18 protein-coding genes are annotated in these 22136 nt (G+C 53.4%); 11 read left to right on the top strand and 7 right to left on the bottom strand.

Features of this window, described 5'->3' with window-relative positions; all coding sequences use genetic code 11:
- Positions 1-5: 5 nt before the first annotated feature.
- Together FCN51_RS18705 and FCN51_RS18700 are read right to left on the bottom strand one after the other, a co-directional pair.
- On the bottom strand, positions 6-2234 hold the full coding sequence (locus tag FCN51_RS18705; protein ID WP_003629834.1) for a PQQ-dependent dehydrogenase, methanol/ethanol family: 2229 nt from the start codon (positions 2232-2234) through the stop codon (positions 6-8).
- Between the two features lie 208 nt (positions 2235-2442).
- Complete coding sequence (locus FCN51_RS18700) at positions 2443-3006, bottom strand: hypothetical protein (RefSeq protein ID WP_160256570.1); 564 nt, start codon at positions 3004-3006, stop codon at positions 2443-2445.
- 187 nt (positions 3007-3193) lie between these two features.
- On the opposite strand from FCN51_RS18700, the gene FCN51_RS18695 reads away from it, so the two are divergent.
- The 5 genes from FCN51_RS18695 to cyoD all read left to right on the top strand — a co-directional run bounded on the left by FCN51_RS18695 (position 3194) and on the right by cyoD (position 8444).
- On the top strand, positions 3194-3970 hold the full coding sequence (locus FCN51_RS18695; RefSeq protein ID WP_003629831.1) for a Bax inhibitor-1/YccA family protein: 777 nt from the start codon (positions 3194-3196) through the stop codon (positions 3968-3970).
- Positions 3971-4581: 611 nt separating this feature from the next.
- Entirely contained in the window at positions 4582-5508 is a 927-nt protein-coding gene (gene cyoA, locus FCN51_RS18690; RefSeq protein WP_006116679.1) for a ubiquinol oxidase subunit II, read from the top strand.
- Positions 5509-5513: 5 nt separating this feature from the next.
- Complete coding sequence (gene cyoB, locus FCN51_RS18685) at positions 5514-7505, top strand: cytochrome o ubiquinol oxidase subunit I (RefSeq protein WP_012812299.1); 1992 nt, start codon at positions 5514-5516, stop codon at positions 7503-7505.
- A 1-nt stretch (position 7506) separates the two neighbouring features.
- Complete coding sequence (cyoC, locus tag FCN51_RS18680) at positions 7507-8112, top strand: cytochrome o ubiquinol oxidase subunit III (protein WP_003629826.1); 606 nt, start codon at positions 7507-7509, stop codon at positions 8110-8112.
- A complete protein-coding gene (cyoD, locus tag FCN51_RS18675) occupies positions 8112-8444 on the top strand; it encodes a cytochrome o ubiquinol oxidase subunit IV (protein ID WP_003629825.1) in 333 nt (110 codons plus the stop codon). The genes cyoC and cyoD overlap by 1 nt, the downstream gene beginning before the upstream one ends.
- 277 nt (positions 8445-8721) lie before the next feature.
- Here the strand turns inward: cyoD and fdxA are convergent, their stop codons facing one another.
- Both fdxA and FCN51_RS18665 read right to left on the bottom strand, forming a co-directional pair.
- Complete coding sequence (fdxA, locus tag FCN51_RS18670) at positions 8722-9054, bottom strand: ferredoxin FdxA (protein WP_012812302.1); 333 nt, start codon at positions 9052-9054, stop codon at positions 8722-8724.
- A gap of 170 nt (positions 9055-9224) precedes the next feature.
- Complete coding sequence (locus tag FCN51_RS18665; RefSeq protein WP_201762619.1) at positions 9225-11765, bottom strand: helicase-related protein; 2541 nt, start codon at positions 11763-11765, stop codon at positions 9225-9227.
- Between the two features lie 9 nt (positions 11766-11774).
- Between FCN51_RS18665 and FCN51_RS18660 the strand changes: the two genes are divergently transcribed.
- The 3 genes from FCN51_RS18660 (at position 11775) to FCN51_RS18650 (ending at position 14520) form a co-directional block, all read left to right on the top strand.
- On the top strand, positions 11775-13361 hold the full coding sequence (locus tag FCN51_RS18660; RefSeq protein ID WP_160256568.1) for a leucyl aminopeptidase family protein: 1587 nt from the start codon (positions 11775-11777) through the stop codon (positions 13359-13361).
- Positions 13362-13459: 98 nt separating this feature from the next.
- A complete protein-coding gene (locus FCN51_RS18655) occupies positions 13460-13933 on the top strand; it encodes a MarR family transcriptional regulator (RefSeq protein WP_012812305.1) in 474 nt (157 codons plus the stop codon).
- A gap of 140 nt (positions 13934-14073) precedes the next feature.
- Positions 14074-14520, top strand: a complete 447-nt coding sequence (locus FCN51_RS18650) for a hypothetical protein (RefSeq protein WP_003629818.1) — start codon at positions 14074-14076, stop codon at positions 14518-14520.
- A gap of 9 nt (positions 14521-14529) precedes the next feature.
- Here FCN51_RS18650 and FCN51_RS18645 read toward each other — a convergent pair whose 3' ends face one another.
- Positions 14530-15627 (bottom strand): MraY family glycosyltransferase, encoded by a 1098-nt coding sequence (locus FCN51_RS18645; RefSeq protein WP_160257162.1) that lies wholly within the window; start codon positions 15625-15627, stop codon positions 14530-14532.
- On the opposite strand from FCN51_RS18645, the gene FCN51_RS18640 reads away from it, so the two are divergent.
- From FCN51_RS18640 to FCN51_RS18630, 3 genes are read left to right on the top strand one after another with little or no spacing between them, the layout of a single operon-like run.
- A complete protein-coding gene (locus FCN51_RS18640) occupies positions 15621-17651 on the top strand; it encodes a polysaccharide biosynthesis protein (RefSeq protein ID WP_160256567.1) in 2031 nt (676 codons plus the stop codon). The two genes, FCN51_RS18645 and FCN51_RS18640, sit on opposite strands and share 7 nt — an antisense overlap.
- A complete protein-coding gene (locus FCN51_RS18635; RefSeq protein ID WP_124294848.1) occupies positions 17648-18784 on the top strand; it encodes a DegT/DnrJ/EryC1/StrS family aminotransferase in 1137 nt (378 codons plus the stop codon). Before FCN51_RS18640 ends, FCN51_RS18635 begins: the two co-directional genes overlap by 4 nt.
- A 16-nt stretch (positions 18785-18800) precedes the next feature.
- A complete protein-coding gene (locus FCN51_RS18630) occupies positions 18801-19265 on the top strand; it encodes a hypothetical protein (protein ID WP_004449202.1) in 465 nt (154 codons plus the stop codon).
- A 93-nt stretch (positions 19266-19358) separates the two neighbouring features.
- On the opposite strand, the gene FCN51_RS18625 is transcribed toward FCN51_RS18630, so the two are convergent.
- On the bottom strand, positions 19359-20723 hold the full coding sequence (locus FCN51_RS18625; RefSeq protein WP_160256566.1) for a dihydroorotase: 1365 nt from the start codon (positions 20721-20723) through the stop codon (positions 19359-19361).
- Between the two features lie 6 nt (positions 20724-20729).
- Positions 20730-22127, bottom strand: a complete 1398-nt coding sequence (gorA, locus tag FCN51_RS18620; protein WP_160256565.1) for a glutathione-disulfide reductase — start codon at positions 22125-22127, stop codon at positions 20730-20732.
- Between the last annotated feature and the right edge of the window lie 9 nt (positions 22128-22136).

Here is a 22136-nt window from a genome sequence, read left to right as displayed (position 1 = left end):
AGGCATTAGGGGTTAATGCCAAGTGTCGGGTTTTCGGGAATATTCTTGTCATTCTTCCGAGCATCCACTTCACGCTGATACGTGTCGTTTGCCCGTTTGATCAGATACTGACGGATTGCTTCAATTTCATCCGGCGTCATGCTGGTGTCAAAGCGATCCATCCCGTAAGCCGTCAGCGCACCGCGACCAACTACATTGTAGAAGGCATCCTGGTGGCGGATAGCACCGGCCCAACGCAGATCAGGCAGCATGCCTGCACCTTCGCCGTTATCACCATGGCAGGTCTGGCAGTAGGTCTGATACTGGAAGTAACCGTTATCAACGACCTTCTGGTCATACTGTGCAGGTGGTTTTACGGGCAGGAAGCCGCGGTTGTTCAGAGCCGGCAGCTTGGCTTTGCCATCCAGAGAGAACGCAGCAATGTAGGAGTGGTTAACTGTCCAGCCAGAAGTACGGCCTACACCACCCATGGAAATTGGGTAGATGCCGCCCCAGCCCACTTCAACAGCAACATACTGCTTGCCGTTGACGCTATAGGTCATAGGCGGAGCGATAATGCCGCTCTGTGCGTCAAACTTGTAAAGGTCGCTACCGTTCGTGGCGTCATAGGCGTGGAATTCACCATTGGCCAAGCCCTGGAACAGAAGATCACCGCCGGTGGCCAGGATGCCGCCGTTCCACGGACCTTTGTGGTCAATCTTCCAGACCGTTTCCATCTTGACCGGATCCCATGCCAGCAGCCAGCCGTGCAGATCCTTGATGTAAGCGGTACGGGCTTCTGGGGTATCAGGCAGACCGTTCTTGGTCATGTCCAGACCAACGTTCCAGGAATCCGCATGCGGCTTAAAGCCACCAACCTGGTTTTTATAACCAAACGGAATCTGGTGAGCCGGGATATAGACCAGGTGCGTTTTGGGGCTGTAGGCCATGGCCATAAAGTTATGAGCACCCAGTGGGCCGGGGATACCGTACCAGAACTTGCCGTTCAGGGTATACAGACCATCCGGGTTGTAGATCGGGCGACCTGTCAGAGGGTCCAGACCATTGGCCCAGTTCTGGTAAACGTAGTTTTTGCCGGACAGGAATTCACCGGTCTTGGCATCCAGAACGTAGAAGAAGCCGTTTTTAGGGGCATGCACGATCACGTGGCGCATTTCGCCATTCACTGGCATATCCAGTGTCATGATCTGCTGAACCGAGGTGTAATCCCACTGATCCATCGGGGTTGCCTGGAAGTGCCAGACATATTCACCGGTTTCAGGCTTCAGTGCGACAATGCTGCCCAGGAACAGGTTGGAACCAATGCCTTCGGAACGATACTTATAGTTCCAGGGAGACCCGTTACCAACAGCCAGATAGATCAGGTCACTGACCGGATCATAAACCAGAGAATCCCATACGGTGCCACCGCCACCCTGGCGTACCCAAGCGCCTTTGGGGCCCCAGGTTTTGTAGGCTTTGTTCATCAGAATATTATCTGATGCGGCGTGGTCGGGTTCGTTCTTGTTGTTCGGAACGGTGTAGAAGCGCCATTTCAGCTTGCCGGTTTCGGCATCAAAAGCGGAAACAAAGCCACGGGCACCAAATTCGGCACCACCGTTACCAATCAGCACCAGGCCCTTCGCTACGCGTACCGCGCCATCCACTGTGTAGGAGCGCTGCTTGCCCAGAGAGGCATCGGCTGGGATGGTGTTAACTTCCCACACCTTTTTACCGGTTTTTGCATCGGCAGCGACCAGACGGCCATCAAACGTGCCCCAGAAAACCTTGCCGTTCCAATAGCCTGCACCACGGTTAACCGTATCACAGCAGCCTTTGTCAGCAATGTTGCCTGGCACTTTGGGGTCATACTGCCAAAGCAGCTTACCTGTGGCAGCGTCCAGCGCTTCCATTTTGGACCAGTTGGTTGTGGCATACATAATGCCATCAACAACCAGCGGAGTTGCTTCCTGACCGCGGTTGGTATCCAGCGTATAGTACCAAGCCAGCTTAAGATCACCCACGTTGGAGCGGTTGATCTGATCTAGGGGGCTATAGCGCTGTTCGCTGTAAGTGCGACCATAAGAAAGCCAGTTTTCGGGGTGATCATCTGCATGGATGATAGCTTCCCCCGTATTACCCTGACCGTCAGCGCGGGCAGGGACTGCCGCGTAAGGCAAAGCAGCGGCACAGATTGTTCCGGCCGCGAGAATTCCTAGCAGTGAACGTCTCTTGGCGGAGGCGGGGCGGGTCATGCGTTCATGTCCTCGACTATTATATACGGTGAGGAAAAAGATAGCCGGCAGGCCGGTTTCTCACACAACAGCCAAGGGGAACGCTGTCTGTCAATCACGGGGAAGGAATAGCAGCTTCCATTCTGCGGGATAATTTCCCGTGCTTACAGGCCTGTAGAGCAGGAAATTATGCTCACAATCAGGTTATGAAAGGCGCTTACAATTCTTGTTATAACAAGGATGAAGGCGCTATGCAACTCGGTGTAAACGCATAATCAGCCAGAAGTTCCATATCTGTCGTTTCACGATTTTTCCAAGAACTGAACAGGGTGAATTCATAAACCTCTGCTTCTGGTGCACGCAGGCTGTGGTGGATGCGCAACCAGTTATGAACGTCTTCTGGTGGAACGGTTGAGATCGTAGCGAGTGGCACGCTGAGTGGATGGCAGGTGCGCTTCACCTTCAGGCCTGCATGCTGAGCCTGACGCCTGATTTTCACGGAAAGGTGATCGCACACAGCCGACAGAATCTTGGCTGTGAGAATGATTCGTTCACCTTGCTGCACAACGTCTAACCCGGAGTGCACAAGTGTTGCCGGTGTAGGTGTCTGGATAGAGAGCAATCCCGCATCCAGATTCTCCATGACGTCTGGATCAGAGGTTTCTCCCACGATTACCAAAGGAAGAAACAGGAAGGGTTCGGGCTCCCATTCCCGGTTGGGAAAGAAGGTCTGAATTTGCTGGAAGAACTCCAGCATGGGGGCGGGAAGACGGATCCCGGTAATCAAAAACATACTGGTACTTTATTCCTTGGCTTGTAAGAGCCGATTTGTGGGGGAATGCGTTATAGTAAGAGGTAAAATCAGGTGGGAATAAAGCGCCCTGTTTTTGACCTGATTCTTTGTAACCCTTGACGACAGGGCAGGGCAGCCACAAGTATTAAGCAAAGCCGGCCTGTCCGGACAAGGAGAGTTAAACACCATGTCGTTTAGTCACGACTACCGATCCCCCGCTACGCCCACAGATTGGAATGCTCAGGCTGCCAATCTGGATGCTGGGCTGCGGGCCTATATGCTGCGCGTTTATAACTGGATGGCATCTGGCCTGCTGCTTACCGGTATAGTGGCATATGTTATTGCCAACACAAGTCTGAGCCATCTGTTTTTTCAGGTGGTACAGGTACCGGGTGGTTTGGTGCCGCGTCCAACATTGTTGGGTGACGTTGCCATGCTTTCGCCATTGGCATTTGTGCTGGTGATGTCTTTTGGGCTGAACAGGCTTTCCCTACAGGGTGCGCAAGCACTGTTTTGGGCGTTCTGTGCCGCCATGGGCGCCAGTATGGCCAATATCTTTGTTATTTATACAGATACATCCATTGTCCGAGTGTTTCTGGTAACGGCCTGTATGTTCGCTGCAACATCTCTGTGGGGATACGTTACTAAAGCCAACCTGTTGCGCTTCAGCTCTTTCCTGATGATGGGTCTGTTTGGGCTGCTGATTGCTGGCCTGGTAAACCTGTTCCTGAAGAGCCCGGCTTTGTACTATGTGTACAGCATTGTGGGCGTCTTCATCTTCACGGCGTTCAGTGCGTTTGATGCGCAGCGTATTCGGGTTACCTACCCGCAGCTTGCTGCATATGAAGGCCCGGAAATGACAGCCAAGCGCAGCGTATATGATGCGTTGAGCCTGTACCTGAACTTCATCAACCTTTTCCAGTTTCTTCTCCAGTTTATGGGCGCAAGAAACTCTAACGATTAATTCTATAGGAGTCGGAATGGGCTATAGGCCCTGTTGGCATCCTGAAAAAGAAAACCCAGCCTCTCAGAGGGCTGGGTTTTTTTGTATGGGAAGGTATGCCCTGAATGAATGGCGGTATGTTTGTCTGGAATGCGTACCAAAACAGGCCGTTATCTTGATTCAAGATTCTGTAACGAAAACGTGAGATAAAATTTTTTCGCGTAACGGCATGAAATCGAAAGCGAAATTTGACTTCCCGGGAAAATATTGAAACATTATGAAATATTTCGTGAAGTTGTTTGCCTCTGTTTTTATCGCACCAGAGTACCCATGCCGCACCGCCATATCAGCTAACCTGATTATGACGAAAGGCTGATGGAACTTTTCCGACATTTGAGAATCTGCGCTTTAGGAATAAAGTGTCCGCAAGGTGTTTTCGCGCTCCGTTCATTCTGCCACCAGCATGATGTGCCATGTTCCTCCTGATTATGAAGGAAACAACGCTCAGGCATGTGTTTGTGGTAGGTGGGGAATGTTGAAACGCGGTTTTTCTTGCTGTTGTCAGGCTTCTATGGCAGCAGAACAAAGAGTCTTAGTGAGGCTAATTTGATGTCAGAACCAAGAGGCGTGCGATGAAAAACAAGTTACTGGCGAGAGTGGCGCGATTGGGCGGCCTATCGTCAGCATTGCTGCTTGCCGGGTGTGAACTTGATGTTCTCGACCCGAAAGGCCCGGTTGGTGAAGGGGTTAAAACCCTAATTGCCACCTCCACAGTCGCAATGCTGATTGTTGTGATTCCGACCATCCTGCTGACGCTTCTGTTTGCCTGGCAGTATCGCCAGTCTAACACGAGCGCCGAGTATCTGCCGAAGTGGTGCCACTCCAATAAAATTGAAGTGATTATTTGGGGCGTGCCTTCCCTAATTATCCTCTTCCTGGCAGTGATTACCTATCAGACCTGTCATTCTCTGGACCCGTACAAGCCACTTGAAGCAGAAGCTAATACCAAGCCTCTGCACGTTGAAGTGGTGGCTCTGGACTGGAAATGGCTGTTCATCTACCCAGAACAGGGTATTGCAACGGTCAATCAGCTGGCCATTCCGGTCAACACTCCGATTGACTTCAACATCACCTCTGATTCCGTGATGAACTCCTTCTTCATCCCGCGTCTTGGTTCCATGATCTATGCAATGGCAGGCATGCAGACCCAGCTTCATCTGCTGGCGAGCGAACCAGGCGACTATCTGGGTGAATCTGCCAACTACAGTGGCCGTGGCTTTTCTGACATGAAATTCCATACGCTTGCTGTAAGCGGTGATGAATTCAATGCCTGGGTTGAAAAGGTGAAGTCTTCTTCTGAGCAGCTGGATAGCCAGACCTATCCGAAACTTGCTGCACCAAGCGAAGCGAACCCCGTCGAGTATTTCGCGCATGTTGAACCCGGCATGTTCAACACGATCGTTGCCAAGTACAACAATGGCATGGTCATGGACAAAAGCACTGGCAAGATGATCCAGGTGCAGCAGTCTGCGATGTCCGACATGAATATGAAGGAATAGGATCTATGCTAGGGAGACTATCGCTCTCGGCCATCCCGTTGGATGTGCCGATCCTGGTAGGGACGTTCATCGGCGTTGTCATTGTCGGTGTCGCGGTACTGGGACTTATTACGTATTACGGTAAGTGGGGCTACCTCTGGAAAGAGTGGTTCACTTCTGTCGATCATAAGCGTCTAGCCGTGATGTATATCATCCTGGCACTGGTCGCTCTTTTCCGTGGTTTTGCTGACGCTATCATGATGCGTACTCAGCTCGCGCTGGCGTATGCAGGTAACCCAGGCTATCTACCACCACACCATTACGATCAGATCTTCTCCGCTCACGGAACGATCATGATCTTCTTCCTGGCCATGGCGTTCATGACCGGTCTGTTCAACTTCATCGTGCCTCTGCAAATTGGTGCGCGTGACGTTGCCTTCCCGTTCCTGAACAACCTGAGCTTCTGGATGACGGCTGTTGCGTTTATCCTGGTGAACGTTTCTCTGTTCATCGGTGAATTCTCGCAGTGCGGCTGGCTGGCATATCCGCCTCTGTCCGAAAATCAGTTCAGCCCTGGCGTTGGTGTTGATTACTACATCTGGGCCGTTCAGATTTCCGGTGTTGGCACGCTGCTGACCGGTGTGAACTTCTTTGTAACCATCGTGAAGATGCGCGCTCCGGGCATGACCTGGATGAAAATGCCTGTTTTCACCTGGACAGCTTTCTGTGCTTCCATCCTGATCATGGTGGCCTTCCCTGTTCTGACGGTTGCAGTTGCTCTGCTGGGTCTGGATCGTTACTTCGGGATGCACTTCTTCACCAATGATGGTGGGGGCAACCAGATGTTGTACCTGAACCTGATTTGGGCTTGGGGCCATCCGGAAGTTTACATTCTTGTTATCCCTGCCTTCGGTGTGTTTTCGGAAGTTGTTCCTGCATTTTCCGGCAAGCCACTGTTTGGTTACAGCACCATGGTTTACGCAACCTGCTCCATCATGGTTCTGTCCTTCCTTGTGTGGGTTCACCACTTCTTCACAATGGGCGCTGGTCCGGACGTGAATGCCTTCTTCGGTATCGCGACCATGATCATCTCCATTCCTACCGGTGTTAAGCTGTTTAACTGGCTGTTCACCATGTATAAGGGCCGCATCCAGTTCCATGCCTGCATGTACTGGGCTGTTGGCTTCATGATCACCTTCACCATCGGTGGTATGACCGGCGTTATGCTGGCTATCCCGGGTGCTGACTTCGTTCTGCATAACTCCCTGTTCCTGATTGCTCACTTCCATAATACCATTATTGGTGGTGTGTATTTCGGTTACATCTGTGGCATGAACTTCTGGTTCCCGAAGGTGATGGGCTTCAAGCTGGACGAAACCTGGGGCAAGCGCGCTTTCTGGTTCTGGTTTGTTGGTTTCTATTGCGCATTCGTACCGCTCTACATTGTCGGTTTCGAAGGCATGACCCGTCGTCTGAACCACTACGACAATCCGGCATGGCATCCGTGGCTGCTGGTTGCTGAAGTTGGTGCAGTGCTGGTTATGCTTGGTATCGCTTGCCAGCTTACACAGCTGTATGTTTCCATCCGTGACCGTAACCTGCCGCAGAACCGCGACGTGACCGGTGACCCATGGAATGGCCGTACGCTGGAATGGTCCACGTCTTCCCCGCCGCCGGTCTACAACTTTGCTATCGTTCCTCATGTGCACGAACTCGATGCGTTCATGCATGATAAGGAAAATGGTATTGATACCCGTCAGGCTGGTGCTCAGTACGAAGCAATCCACATGCCCAAGAATACCTCTCTGGGTCTGGCTTGTGGTATCTTTGCCCTGATCTTCGGTTTTGCTGCGGTTTGGTACATCTGGTGGCTGGCTGCTATTGGCCTTGTTGGTGTTATCGGTTCGGTAATTGCCCGCAGCGCTGATAAGGATATTGATTACTATATCCCTGCCGAAGAGGTTGCCCGGATTGAAAACGAGCACACCCGTAAACTGATGGCACAGGCAGCTGAATAACATGGCACAGAACACAACTGTTCAGACCGCAGGCCACGACGAACATCACCACGAATCTCCGGTGGTGTTCGGGTTCTGGGTCTATCTGATGACGGACTGCATCATCTTCGGTACGCTTTTTGCCGTGTTTGCAGTTCTGCGTAACCAGTTTAACGGTGGCCCAACCGGCCACGAACTGTTCGAATTCGGTGGGCTTGGGCTGGAAACAGCCCTCCTGCTGGTTTCGTCCATCACTTATGGGTTCGGCATGATTGCCGCCCATAAGAGCCAGGTTTCCAAGGTTATCCTTTGGCTTGGTGTTACCTTCCTGCTTGGCCTTGGCTTTGTGGGGCTGGAACTGCGTGAATTTGCGCACATGATCGCAGAAGGCGCCGGTCCGGATCGCAGTGCATTCCTGTCTGCGTTCTTTACGCTGGTGTCTACTCACGGTCTGCATGTCACGTGTGGTCTGATCTGGATTGTTACCCTGATCGCTCAGCTGATGGGTACGACTGAAATTCCGGAACGTATGATGAATAAGCTCACCTGCCTGAGCCTGTTCTGGCACTTCCTGGATATCGTCTGGATCTGCGTTTTCACCTATGTCTATCTGGCGAGCATGATCTGATGAGCAATCCGCATACATCCTCCTCAGGCGAGAGCCACGGTAGCGTATCTTCTTACATTATCGGGTTTGTTCTTGCCGTTGTCCTGACGGTCCTGTCGTTTGGCGTGGTGATGAGCCATAGCCTTTCGCCAGCCGGCACTCTGGCTGCTGTTTCAGCTCTCGCTCTGGTTCAGGTTCTGGTGCATCTGCACTACTTCCTGCACATGGGCGGAGACTCCGAACAGCGCTGGAACAACATGTGCTTTGTTTTCACCGTTGCTTTCGTGGCCATCCTGATTGTTGGTTCGGTGTTCATTATGAACAACACCGCGCTGCATATGATGTCCCGCTAATATGGTGAGGTTTCTACCGCCGCGTTAAGTGGCGGTGGGAAAGCAAGCTGAAAAAAGCCCCTGTAGCTATAATGGCTACAGGGGCTTTTTTATTGATCATGTCTTTCTGACAGATCTGTGCAGGGTATCTGGTATCTACGGCTACCCGCCGCCATACGGGGCTTTGGATGAAGCATGGAACATCCAAGCTTAAGCGTGCATTAGGTTCTGGGCACAAAAAAAATGGTGCCAGCCTAAGGCCGACACCATTTCTCCAAACCCAAGTAAATAAGGGCTCTCAGTCTTTCTGCGGATTGGGGGAAAGCAGCTCTGTTTTGTTAGGCTTGTCTTTCCATTCTTCCGCATCGGCCGGGGGCGTGCCCTTGCGTGTAATGTTTGGCCACTGGGTGGCGTATTTTGCGTTGATTTCTGCCCACGCTGCTGCACGGTCGTCGCTATCAGGGAAAATGGCTTCGGCGGGGCATTCAGGCTCACACACGCCGCAGTCAATGCATTCATCTGGGTTGATGACCAGAAAGTTTTCACCAGCGTAGAAGCAGTCAACGGGGCAGACTTCCACACAGTCCATGAATTTGCAGCGGATGCAGTTTTCAGTGACCACGTAGGTCATTGCCATCTCCGAAAATATCTGGCGGTGGAGGAGGGGCTCTCACCGCGTGGGGTCAGATGGCAGTACCGTTATATAGAAGCCTGCCACCAAGGATGGCGCAGATATGAGGCGCTTTTGGCCTAATGGCAACCCGCCTGTGTAAGGAGGGCAGCTTTCTTTTTATAACAGAGCTAGGGTTGGTGGTGTTGCCGAAGCGTTGCCAGCACAGCAAAGGGGCTGTTGTGGTTATATTTTTCTGGCTGAACCCTACCTGTACGCTTTTTTGAGTGTTTCCGATTTTTTACAGTTTTCTGGGGGATAATCAGAAAAGGAGCGGGTGGTCCTGCGTGTGTATCCGGTAAAATCTGGGGTTTTTGGACATGTAACCCAAGGCTGCGCAAAATGCCCGGAAGAATAGCCTTTTTCACACCCAACCGAGAGGCAAAGAAATTCGGAATCTGCCGTGATCCGTGTGAAATCAGGGAAACAGATTCCGCATACAGAGCAGCAGCAATATCGAGTCGGATTAAAGTACCTTCAGAAATAATCCACCCAAGCTGCATGAGAAGAGATTTCTGAGGCGCTGTGAGCAAAGCAGGCACAGGGGCAGAAACGGCACCCGTGCGTGGCAGCTCTGGCAAAACAATACCGGAGTGTAAACTTAACAAAAGTGCACGCAAAGCCATGGAGCCAGGGCGCATCATTTTACTACAAAACACAGTATTTTTCTGTTGGGTGATGTGAAGGCGCTTCAGTATGTGTCGGGCAGATGCAGGCAGGGAGGAAAGGTGCGGTACCTCCGCTACGCCACCATTTTCTACCAGCATATGCACCATGCCGCGGAGTAACGGTTGATCTGCAACTGCTTTTTCAGCCCGAAAGAGTGGTGCCAGCTCTTTGTGGATGTATGCCTTAACAAAGGCAGCCAGCCGTTGCCGGATTTTTTCTTTCTGACCGGGTTCCAGAAATTCTGCTTCGCGCACTTCTATAACTGGGTGCAGCACGTCAGCCCCGGCTTGCAAACGCGCAATCGTATCTTCCTGCCAGTTGAGTGCACCATTTTGCAGGTTCAGCGTTATTTCCGTGTCTGGCGCTTGCAGGAACTGGGAAACCCGATAGGGAATCTGGTTACGGGCTGCTCTGCGGGCTGCTTTGAGAATAAGTTTCTGGTCAGACTGTGCAGCTTCAGGGTCTGGGGTAAAGCTGAAACCCCGCATATGGCCCACAGCATGCCCTTCCACGCTTACTTCACCCGTGCGGGTAATGGCGGAAAGCAAAGGGGTGGTGTCTGCTTCTTCCAAGCGCCGTGCCAAGCTTGCTGCACGTTTATCTACAAAGCGCGTTGTCAGGCGTTCATGTAATACGTCGGAAAGAGCATCTTCCAGCCTTAGGGTATGGTTACGCCAATGTGCAGCGTTTTCTACCCAATCCGGTCTGGCGGAAACGTAGGACCACGTGCGGATGCCCATAAGGCGCTGCATCAGAACATCAATATCTCCCTCCAACTGTTCCAGATTGGCAAGGCGAGATTTCATCCAGGCAGAAGGTAGGTGCCCTTTTTGGGCAAGCAGAGTGAAAATTTGCTCACACAGCCGAATATGGCTGTCTTCTCCCAGTTTGCGAAAATCTGGAATCTGGCACACTTCCCACAATAGCTGGGTGCGCGCAGGTGTATGGGCCAGTTTTTGCACCGTGGCATTTTGCATGAGAGCAGAGAGGGCCAATAAATCAGATGCAGGGGCCGCAGATTTCAGGCAGCGGTCAGGGGGCTTTTGGCACAAGCTGGCATAAAGTGTGCTGGGAGACGTAAAATTGAGCTTGCTGTTGCGCCACCACAAAAAAGGTAGCGGTTCAAAATGGTGGGTTTCAATGGCCTCCACCATCCCTTCGGGAAAGGCAGGACATTCCCCGGTTGTGCCAAAAGTACCGTCCTGCGTACCTCGGCCAGCGCGGCCCGCAATCTGTGCGGCTTCTGCTGGGGTAAGCAGCCGGTTTCTGTAACCATCAAACTTGCAGATATTGGCAAAAGCAATGTGCCGGATATCCATATTCAACCCCATGCCAATGGCATCGGTTGCTACCAGATAATCCACCTCTCGGTTTTGGTAGAGGGCTACCTGCGCATTGCGGGTGCGGGGTGAAAGTTGGCCCATTACCACAGCACAGCCCCCGCGCTTGCGGCGTATAAGTTCTGCAATGGCGTAAACTTCGGCCATGGAAAAAGCCACAATGGCCGTACGCGCAGGCAGACGCGATAGGCGCATATGCCCTGTATATGTCAGGTTGGAAAGGCGCGGGCGTGTGTCTATTTCTATGTCGCGGATCAGGGTTTTCAGCAGCGGCGCAATGGTTTCTGCGCCCAAAAAAAGCGTTTCAGACCGCCCGCGTGCATTTAAAAGCCGATCCGTAAAAACATGGCCGCGCTCGGGGTCCGCACATAGCTGAATTTCATCTACGGCAACAAATTCCACCTTACGGTCAGATGGCATGGCCTCCACTGTGCAGGAAAACCAGCGGGCCTGTGGTGGGATGATTTTTTCTTCACCTGTAATCAACCCCACAGAGCGCACGCCCTTCAGCTTGACCATGCGTTCGTAGTTTTCACGCGCCAGCAGCCGCAGCGGAAAGCCGATCATGCCAGAGGAATGGGCCAGCATCCGTTCCAGCGCCAGATGTGTTTTTCCGGTGTTTGTGGGGCCCAGAATGGCCCGCACGGGAGCATCGTCCTGCATAGATGCGTGATGAGCGGCAGCAGCCATACGGCGGGAAGAAACCATCATGCAAACATCGTCGGCTGCCGCGTGTGGAAAAGCAAGCCATCAGATGCCATTATCCTTACAGACGAAAATATGCTGGCAGGCAGTTTGCCTGAAAGCGAAGGGAGAAATGTTATGCCTGTTCGTGAAGCCGATTGTCTGGTTGTGTCCCGCCGAGGAAGCAAGGTGCGCACTGTTCATGCTGTTCGCCCTTCGGATCAAGCGGTTTTGGGCTCATGGATAGGGGAACAGGCAGCGGCTTTTGCAGAAAACTGCGGCTTTAAGGCGCGTCCGGGCCAGCTGGTAATGGTTCCAGATACAAATGGTGTGCCAACAGCACTGTTTGGGGTGCCCGAAAAAGATGTAGTGGACCCATTTGTTTTTGGGGCTTTGGCACAAGATCTGCCAGCAGGAGACTGGCGGGTGGAAGCACCGGATGACATTGCGCGGTATGATGTCATTTTGGGTTTCTGCCTTGGGGCGTATCAGTATGGGCTGAAATCTGCATCTGCCAAAAAACCCACAACACGGTTGGTGGTCACGGCGCAGGAACGTGCAAGCGTGGCATCGGAAATGGCGCGTTCCATCTGGCTTGCGCGTGATCTGATCAATACGCCCGCCAATTTGTTGGGGCCCTCAGATTTGGCACGAGCAGCCAAAACGGTGCTCAAGGAATTTGGTGCCCATGTAGACGTTATAAAAGGTGCTGCGCTGGATAAAGCCTACCCTTTGCTGGCGCATGTAGGGAATGGATCAGACCGCGGCCCTCGCGTGGTGGTGGCGCAGTGGCAGGGCAGCACGGCAGATAAAAAAGCACCGCTGATTTCTTTGGTGGGTAAGGGCGTGTGCTTTGATAGCGGGGGGTACGATCTCAAACCCTCCAGCGGCATGCTACGCATGAAAAAGGATATGGGCGGGGCAGCAACAGTTCTGGCACTTGCTCGCCTGATTATGACACAGAATCTACCCGTAAGGTTGGAAGTGCGGCTGGGGTGTGTGGAAAACAGTGTCTCCGGCCATGCCATGCGCCCGTTGGATGTGGTGCGCAGCCGTTCTGGCCTTACGGTGGAAATTGGCAACACAGATGCAGAAGGCCGTCTGGTTTTGTGTGACCTGCTGCACGAAGCCGGGGAACAGAAACCAGACCTGTTGTTGGATGTTGCAACCCTAACAGGGGCTGCGCGTGTGGCGCTGGGGCCAGATTTGCCTGCCCTGCTGTGTAATGATGAAGCTGTTTCTAAGGCATTTCTGGATGCTGGGCAGCAGGAAGCAGACCCCATGTGGCGCTTGCCTTTGTGGCAAGGATACCGCGAATGGTTGGGAAGTTCTGTTGCAGACCTCAGTAATATTTCATCAAGACCTATGGCAGGCGCGATTACTGCCGGTTTATTTCTTGAACGATTTGTAAATCCAGATCAGCGCTGGGTGCATATCGACAGTTATGCCTGGAATGACAGTTCTCGCCCAGGACGGCCAAAAGGTGGGGATTCTCCTGGGGTTCGGGCCATTTTCAAAGCTATTACGAAGCTTTTTTGTGAAGAACAAAATACCGATGCCACAAAGGTGTCATAAAAGAAGAGGTAATATGTTTTTATTAATACTTTAAAAGAGTCGTTTCGCCTCCTATATGAAATCTCAAGGGGATTCGTTCCGTAACAGGAAGCGGGAATATGTCGCTTTATCTTGAGAGATCAGGAAAAGCGTGCAGCAAAAGGAAAGTGAAGCTTATGCCTCAGGCAGCAGAAAAAACAGAGGATCTGGCTAAAACCCTGCGGGACACCATTGTGTCTTTGGTGCGTGGAGATGCTCCAGATCTGTCCGCTCGCCAATTGGCTGTGTTTTTGACATGCTATCTGGATGAAACTGGCCATACCGTACGTGGTTTGGCTGCCAGCCTGAATGTTTCCAAGCCAGCTATTACGCGCGCTCTGGACCGGCTGAGTGAGCTTGATCTGGCACGCCGTAAGGTAGATCCGCTGGACCGTCGTTCCGTGCTGGTGCAGCGTACGCCTAAAGGCGCTGCTTACCTGAAGGAAATTCGCACCATTATGGGTGAAACTGTAGAAAACGCGGCCCGCAAGGCCCAGCGTTCTGCAGAGCGTGAACCCGCTGCCCGCCGTGTGCGCCGTGTGATGGCTGCCTGAGTTTTAGCTGCTGCGTCCAGCTTGAAACTTTTACAGGTAGGAAACGTTTTTTCTTCACGGTTTTCTGAAAAGCCTGCTGCTTTATATTAAAGTAGCAGGCTGATTTTTCAGCCTAACCAACAAGAAGAAAGGAACGTTTCATGCGATTTTCTTCATTTTTTGCCGCAGCAGCGCTTGCGGCATCAGCCAGTTTTATTCCTGTTGCCCATGCTGAAGATGCCATGGGCTCACCCACTGCTACGGTTACCATTACGGCAAGATCAGCCGATATTGGCGTAGGCTATACATGGGGTGGTGGCAGGCTGCGTTACGGCGGAAAAACGTATAAGTTTTCCATTACCGGCGGCACAATTGCTGCCGTTGGCTATTCAAAAATTGAAGGCAAAGGTACCGTTTATAATCTGCATCGTCTGTCAGATTTTAATGGGACTTATGGTGCTGCTCATGGTGAAGCAACGCTGGGCCAAGGTTTGGGTGGTGCCGTTCTGGAAAACAAGAATGGCGTACGTATTAAAATCGAAACCATTTCCCAAGGTGCTCGGCTTGCCGGTTCTGCACAGGGTCTGACCCTGACGTTGGAAAAATAAAAGTGGTCTTTACCACGCGCCAACAGGGTGTTGGCGCGTGCGTAAAACGGCAAAGCCTGTCCATACAAGCTGGGGCACGCACACAAGTATAAAAGCCGTTATACTTCCCGCCATAATCGGCATTGGGGCTACAAAACAGCTCACCATCATACCCCAAAGTGTGAAGGTCCATTCCATAAGAGAAATGGCAGGGGCGTATATGCCGCTCCGGTGTAACACCTGGTACAAATGCCCACGATGCGCCTGCACCAAGGAATGTCCGGCCAATTTGCGGCGGATGAGCGTAAAAATCACATCATAAATCAACGGGAACAGCAGTGCAGGCCCAACAACCCATCCAGAGGGTAGTGGAGAATGTGCTGCGGTATACAGAGCTGCGGCTCCAGCCAGTAACCCACATCCTTGGCTTCCTACATCACCTAGAAAAATACGTGCGTTTGGGAAATTGAAAGGCAGAAAACCTGCCAGACAAAAAACCATGAGCAATGCAGGCCAGCGTAAGGCGGGTACTCCCAAGTAAGTGGCTGCTGCGGCCATGCATAATGCTGCAACACATAAACAGCCAGAAATCAGCCCGTTTAACCCATCCATAAAGTTGACGGCATTGGTGATAAATATCAGCCACAATACAGAAAGAACGGCCCCAATAAACGGCGTAGGCCAAGGCAGAGCAATGCCTCCAGCTACAATTATGCAGGCAGCGGCACATTGTGCTGCAAATTTAATGGCGGGGGACCACTGATAAATATCATCCAGCCATGAAACGGCACACAATAACAAAGTTGCAGCGGCCAACGCGCAGGCTGAGAAAGAAAAAAGTGGCTGGCCAGTAACATACATAAGAACCGGCAAAACACCTGCAAAAGCAAGCATTACGCCTATGCCGCCCCCTTTGGGTGTGGGCGTATCATGGGCGCTGCGGTGGCCCGGCGTATCCATAACGGCAAGCCCGATCATGCCTCGCACAAGGCAGGCAGAAAGAACACAGGCACCTAAAAGGCAAAAAATTGCCACACAGGAAAAAGAAAAAGACATGAAAAGACAGTCGTCCGGTTGAGCCGCTTCTAGGATGGCAGGTGCTACGCTATAGGTGCAAGATAATGGCATCACAACACTCTCAGCCCCTGCACCGTAATCCGCGCCTGCGCCCTGTAAACAGGATAGCCGTAAATATCCTGCTGGATGGCGTATTGGCAGCACTTGCCGCACCTCTGGCGCGGTGGCTGGCGGCCCCGCAAGATGGATTGCTGCACCCACTCTGGTTTCTGGCCGGGGGGGCTATCACGCTGCTTGTCAGTGGGTTGCCGTTCCGTATGCCGCAGCAGTACTGGCGGTTTTCCGGTGTTTCAGATCTTCTGGGCATTGCCGGGGCCTCTATTGCCAGTTCGGTGCTGTTTTCGTGCGGGCTTGTGGCGGTGGGCTTTCCGTTACCTAGTCTGACCTTTCCCATTATTTATGCGCTGGTTCTGCTGGTGATGTTGGGCGGGCTGCGTGTGGGGTATCGTCTGGCACATAGAATAGCCCTCCGCCGCGCCAATTTGCGGCGCGTGGTGCTGATAGGGGCAGATACGGTTGCAGATCTGTATTTGCGTGCGCTGGAGCGTAACCCGGAAGCTGGGATTCGTGTTGTAGGGCTTGTGGCCTTGGGCACACATCAAGCAGGCCGACGCATCCATAACGTGCCCATTTTGGGGCATGTGGAAGATATCGGAGCTATTTTAGACCGGCTGGCAAAAAACAATGTGCTGCCCGAATCCTTGGTGGTGACTGATCCTTCTTTCCGTGGTCGAGCCCTGACAAATGTGCTGGATGCTGCGGCGGTGCACGGTATCTCGGTATTGCGCACGCCTGCTTTAACAGATCTTACTCCAGCCGAACGTGTGCAGTTGCGGCCCGTCCCGCTGGAAGACCTTCTCAATCGCCCGCAGGTGCCATTGGACCGGGAAGGCATGGAACGGCTTGTTGGTAACCGCACCGTTCTGGTTACGGGTGCCGGTGGCACCATTGGTTCAGAACTGGTGCGGCAGATTGCTCTGTTAAGCCCTGAACGCCTTATCCTGCTCGATCATGGCGAGTTCGAACTCTGGCAGATAGACGTGGAACTGGCAGATTGTGCTCCTTATGTGCCGCGTGAAGTGGTGGTGGCCGATGTGCGGGATGAAGCGCGGCTGGATGAGGTGATGGCCCGTTTCCGGCCGGAACTGGTGTTTCATGCTGCAGCCCTGAAGCATGTGCCTATTGTGGAGGCAAACCCGGCAGAAGGGTTGCTGACCAATGTGCATGGTACGCGCGTTGTGGCGGATACCGCATCTCGTCATGGGGCGCAGGCCATGGTTGTGATTTCAACAGACAAGGCGGTAAATCCTTCCAGCCTGATGGGGGCATCCAAGCGTGCGGCAGAAATGTACTGTCAGGCATTGGATGTGCGTGCCCGTGCATCAGGTAAGCCGAATGCCATGCGGTGCGTTACCGTGCGCTTTGGCAATGTACTGGGGTCCACGGGTTCTGTTGTGCCTCTGTTCCGCCGGCAGCTAGAACGAGGCGGCCCGCTGACAGTTACACATCCGGAAATGCGCCGGTATTTCATGACAGTGCCAGAAGCCGTGGGGCTTGTGCTGCAAGCCAGCGTGCGGGGCATGCGCCACACCGATGGGTCTGGCACTGATGATCTGCTGCGGCACGGTGGTATTTTTGTGCTGGATATGGGCGAACCCGTTCGTATTGTAGATTTGGCCCGGCAGATGATCCGTATGGCCGGTTTGCGCCCTGATGAAGATGTAACCATCCGTTTTACGGGCCTAAGGCCTGGTGAAAAACTGTATGAGGAACTGTTTCACGGTCGAGAAGCCCCTGTGCCAACCGATGAACCCGGTTTGCTTATGGCCACCCCTCGGTTGGTTGATCTGGAGCAGATACGCCAGGCGGTGGACCAGATTACGGCCTATGCGCGAGAAGGTGATGTGCAGGCTGCTTTGCGTACTCTGGCATTGCTGGTGCCGGAATTCGATCATAACCCAGCAGGAGAGGTGCGTGCCCTGGCGCCGGAATCTGCGGCGTCTGGTGCTATGGCTGCGGGTGTTGTACACAGCGGACAGGCGCAGGCCGATGGCAATGAGCAGGTGGCATTATGAACGGTTCACAAAACAGGCCTATCGCTTTTCTTGATCTCGCAGCCCAGCAAAAACGGCTGGAACCCGCATTGCGGCAGCGGCTGGAGGCTGTTCTGGCGCATTGTCGCTTTGTAATGGGGCCAGAAGTTCTGGAGCTGGAACAGCGTTTGGCCCAGTGGTGCGGTGCGCGGGAATGCGTGGGTGTTTCCTCCGGCACAGATGCCTTGCAGATTGTGATGATGGGGGAACAGATTGGCCGGGGCGATGCTGTGTTCCTGCCAGCGTTTACCTATACCGCCACGGCAGAAGTGCCTTTAGTGCTGGGTGCCACGCCTGTTTTTGTGGATGTTGACCCAAACACTTTCCAGATTGACCCAGAGCATCTGCGTAGCCGTATTCGTGCTGTGCGAGAAGCAGGTAAACTGAAGCCACGTGCCATTGTTGGGGTGGATCTGTTCGGCCAACCTGCACCGTGGGCAGATTTACGCGCCATTGCGCAGGAAGAAGACCTTTTTCTGTTGGCAGATTGCGCACAGTCTTTTGGGGCAAAGTTGAACGGTGCGCCGTTGGGGCGGGAAGCCACAGCAACCACGCTCTCCTTCTTTCCGTCCAAGCCCTTGGGTGGGTACGGAGATGGCGGCGCTATTCTCACGGATGACCCGGAACGCGCAGCTCTCTACCGCTCCCTACGCACGCATGGCGAAGGCACAACCCGGTATGAGGTTTTGCGCACCGGCATGAACGGGCGTTTGGATACCCTGCAAGCCGCTGTGCTGCTGGCCAAGCTGGATGATTTTGCACGAGAGCTGACGCGGCGTGAGGAAATTGCCTGCCAGTACGATGCAGGCCTGAAAGATGTGGTACAGGTGCCTGCGCGTGTGCCAGACAGCCAGAGCGCATGGGCCATTTATTCCGTATTGCTGAAAAACAGTGCCGAGCGTGAGCAGATGCAGGCCCGCCTGAAAGAGCAAGGTGTGCCTTCAGCCATTTATTATCCGCTGCCGCTGCATAAACAGCCAGCTTACCGTGATCATCATGACGGTACGGCGTTGCCTGTTTCTGAAGATCTGGCACAGCGGATTTTGGCACTGCCAATCCACCCGGAACTGACTGATGAAGAAGTGGCCCGCGTTATTGCAGCGGTGCGCGGGTAAGAGAAAGATACAGATAATGCGGAAAGAGACGGCTTTTATTATTGGCTTTTTTATTTTTACGCTCAGTACGGCAGCGCTGATCTGGAAAGTGGCTCTGCCTAACCTGAAGCCGGTTTCCTTTCCGCAAGTGGCCAGCGGCACTTTGGATGTTGGCCCAATGCACCGCACGCGCGCTCTAAGCCAGGATGAAGTAAAAGCGGTGAATGACTGGTTTAAGGATAACAAAGGTGGCTGGGGGCCGTTAACACGTACGCCGCCATCATCGGGCGATGCCCGCATGGTGCTGAACGATGCCCAAGGCAAGGAAGCTCTGGTGCTTACGCTTTGGACAGGTATCAGTGCCGCAGATTGGAACTCTACCGTATTTGTTGAAAACCCGGATGGATCTCAGGTCCATTACAGGTCATTTTCCAATAAGGAGTTTGCGCCTTTGCGGATGATGGTTGACCGTTACCCCTATAAACGGTCCAGCTTTCCCTGATTTTTAAAAGCGTATAGCGCCATAAAAACAAAACCCCTTCCATCAATACGGTGGAAGGGGTTTTGCTATGCGCTGAATGGCTGCGCCGGAGGTTTAGCCTACAGGCCTGTCTGTGGCATCAAAACGGAAAGGTTCGCCAATGGCTTTGTCTGCCAATGTACCTTCCCACATTACCTGATTACCGCGGATAATGGTGCCAACAGGGCGGCCAGTAATGGTGTTTCCTGTAAAGGGAGACCACCCGCAACGTGAGGCCAACCATTCTTCCTTGATCGTCCACTGGGCTTTCAGATCCACAATCGTGAAGTCAGCATCATACCCAACGGCAATGCGGCCTTTACGCACCAAGCCAAACAGACGCTGCGGGCCAGCGGATGTTAAATCCACCAAGCGGCGCAGTGTGAGCCGGTGGTGCGCAACATGGTTGAGCATCAGGGGCAGAAGCGTTTGCACGCCCGGCATACCGGAGGGCGAGGCCGGATAGGTGCGGGCCTTGGCTTCCTTGCTATGGGGTGCGTGGTCAGACCCAATCACATCTGGCAAGCCTTGGGATACCCAATGCCACAGACCATCACGGTGCGCGCCAGAACGGATAGGCGGGTTCATCTGTGCGAAGGTGCCTAGGCGAGGGTAGGCTTCTTCCCCTGCTAGTGTCAGATGTTGAGGGGTGAGTTCACAGCTTGCCACATCGCGGTGCTGTGCAATCAGGGCCAGTTCTGCAGGAGTGGTGATGTGCAGCACATGCACGCGCCGCCCGGTTTTGCGGGCCAGATGCAGCACACGCGTGGTGGCGCGCAGGGCTGTTTCATCATCCCGCCAAACAGGGTGGGAGGATGGATCACCCTCAATCCGTTCTCCCATCCGTTCTTTCAGGCGGGTTTCATCTTCAGCATGAATGGCCACGCGGCGCTGGCCAGATTTCAGTACGCGCTCCAGCATACTGTCTTCCGAAACCAGCAGACTGCCGGTGGAAGAGCCCATAAACACCTTGATACCAGCGGTACCCGGTAGTTTTTCCAGTTCACCGCATTGGTCGGCGTTATCAACCGTGGCGCCTACATAAAAGGCGTGTTCGCACCACATGCGGCCTTTTGCGCGGGCCAGCTTGTCTGCCACCGCTTCTGGCGTAGAGGTGGTGGGTTTGGTGTTGGGCATTTCAAACACGCCCGTTACCCCACCCAGCACTGCAGCACGACTGCCGGATTCGAGGTTTTCGTTTTCCTCGGCACCCGGTTCGCGGAAATGAACCTGCGTATCTATAACACCCGGCAGAATGGTCAGGCCCGTGCAGTCTATGGTGCGGGCGGCATCAGCCTGCCCACCAATAGCGGCAATGGTGCCATCTTTCACGTAAACCGTGGTTTCCACTGTGCCATCAGGCAGCACAACGGAACCACCTTTCAGTGCCAGATCAAAGGGGCCGTGCTGGTCGCCAATAAAAGGGGCAGAAGGTGCCATAGGGAATTATCCTTCAGCTTTTGGGGTTTCCCGCGTGCGGGTACGCATGGTCACCAGCTCTTCAGCCGATGTGGGGTGAATACCGATTGTGCGGTCAAAATCTGCTTTTGTCAGTTCAGCCGTTACGGCAATGGCCACACCTTGCAGCATTTCTGGTGCGTCATCCCCCAGAATATGCACGCCCACAACCTTCTGGCTTTTTTGGTCAACAACCAGCTTCATCACCGTTTTACGAGTGCGGCCGGTTAGCGTGTGCCGCATGGGGGTAAAGCGTGTGAAATAAATATCCACCACACCATTCCGGGCGGCTTCTTCCTCTGTCAGTCCGACGGTTGCTAACGGAGGGGAGAAGAAAACAGCCTTGGGAGTTGTAGCGTAGCACCATTGGCGGGCAGGCCCTTTGCCAAACAGGCGGTCAGCCAGATTATGGCCTTCCGCAATGGCAACGGGGGTAAGGTTGATACGGTCTGTAACATCCCCAATGGCGTAAACGCCTGGCTGGGCTGTTTCACTATTCATATCCACCTTGATGCGCCCATTATCTGCGGTGGTAATGGCTGTGTTTTCCAGCCCCAAGGCGTCAATTTTGGGGCGTCGGCCTGTTGCCATAAACACGCAATCTGTGTGCAGGCGCTGTCCATTATCCAGCGCTACCACAAGGTCTGTGCCTTCTTTGGTAATGGCGGTGGAACAGGCGTGGCGATGCTGGGTAATGCCGCGTGCATCAATGGCTTCAGCCATGGCGCTGCGCATTTCTTCATCAAAACCGCGCAAGGGCAAATCGCGCCGGTAAACCAGATCTACCTTGGAGCCCAAGCCTGCAAAAATACCGGCAAATTCCAGCCCGATATATCCGCTGCCAATAATAACCACCCGTTCTGGCCGTTGCGGCAGGTGGAAGGCTTCGTCTGATGTAATGGCCAGTTCTGCTCCCGGGATATCAGGCTTTACGGGTGTGGAACCGGTGGCAATAACAATACGTTCTGCCGTAATGGTGCGGGGGGCTTCATCCGGCGCAAGGGGGGAAGGTTCAATGCGGATGCTATGTCCATCTACAAACCGGGCATGGCCGGTTAGGAGCGTAATACCGGTTTTTTCCAGCATGGAGACATAAATGCCGTTCAGGCGGGTAATTTCCCGATCCTTGGCGGCCATTAGCTTGCTCCAGTCATGCGTACCGCGAGTAGAGGTCCAGCCAAAGCCGTGGCTGTCATCTACTATATCGCCGTATTCACTGGCTTGTACCATAAGCTTTTTGGGCACACAGCCCAAATTCACACAGGTACCGCCCCAGTGTCGGCTTTCTGCAATGGCAACGCGCGCACCGTGGCTGGCCGCAATGCGTGCGCACCGTACGCCGCCGGAGCCCGCCCCAATAACCAGAAGATCAAAATCATAGCTCATGGGGCGTGC

The sequence above is a fragment of the Acetobacter pasteurianus genome (assembly GCF_009914215.2).
Classification (GTDB): Bacteria; Pseudomonadota; Alphaproteobacteria; order Acetobacterales; family Acetobacteraceae; genus Acetobacter; species Acetobacter pasteurianus.
The sequence above is the reverse complement of the archived record's forward strand: the minus strand, read 5'-3'. Positions and strand labels throughout refer to the sequence as shown.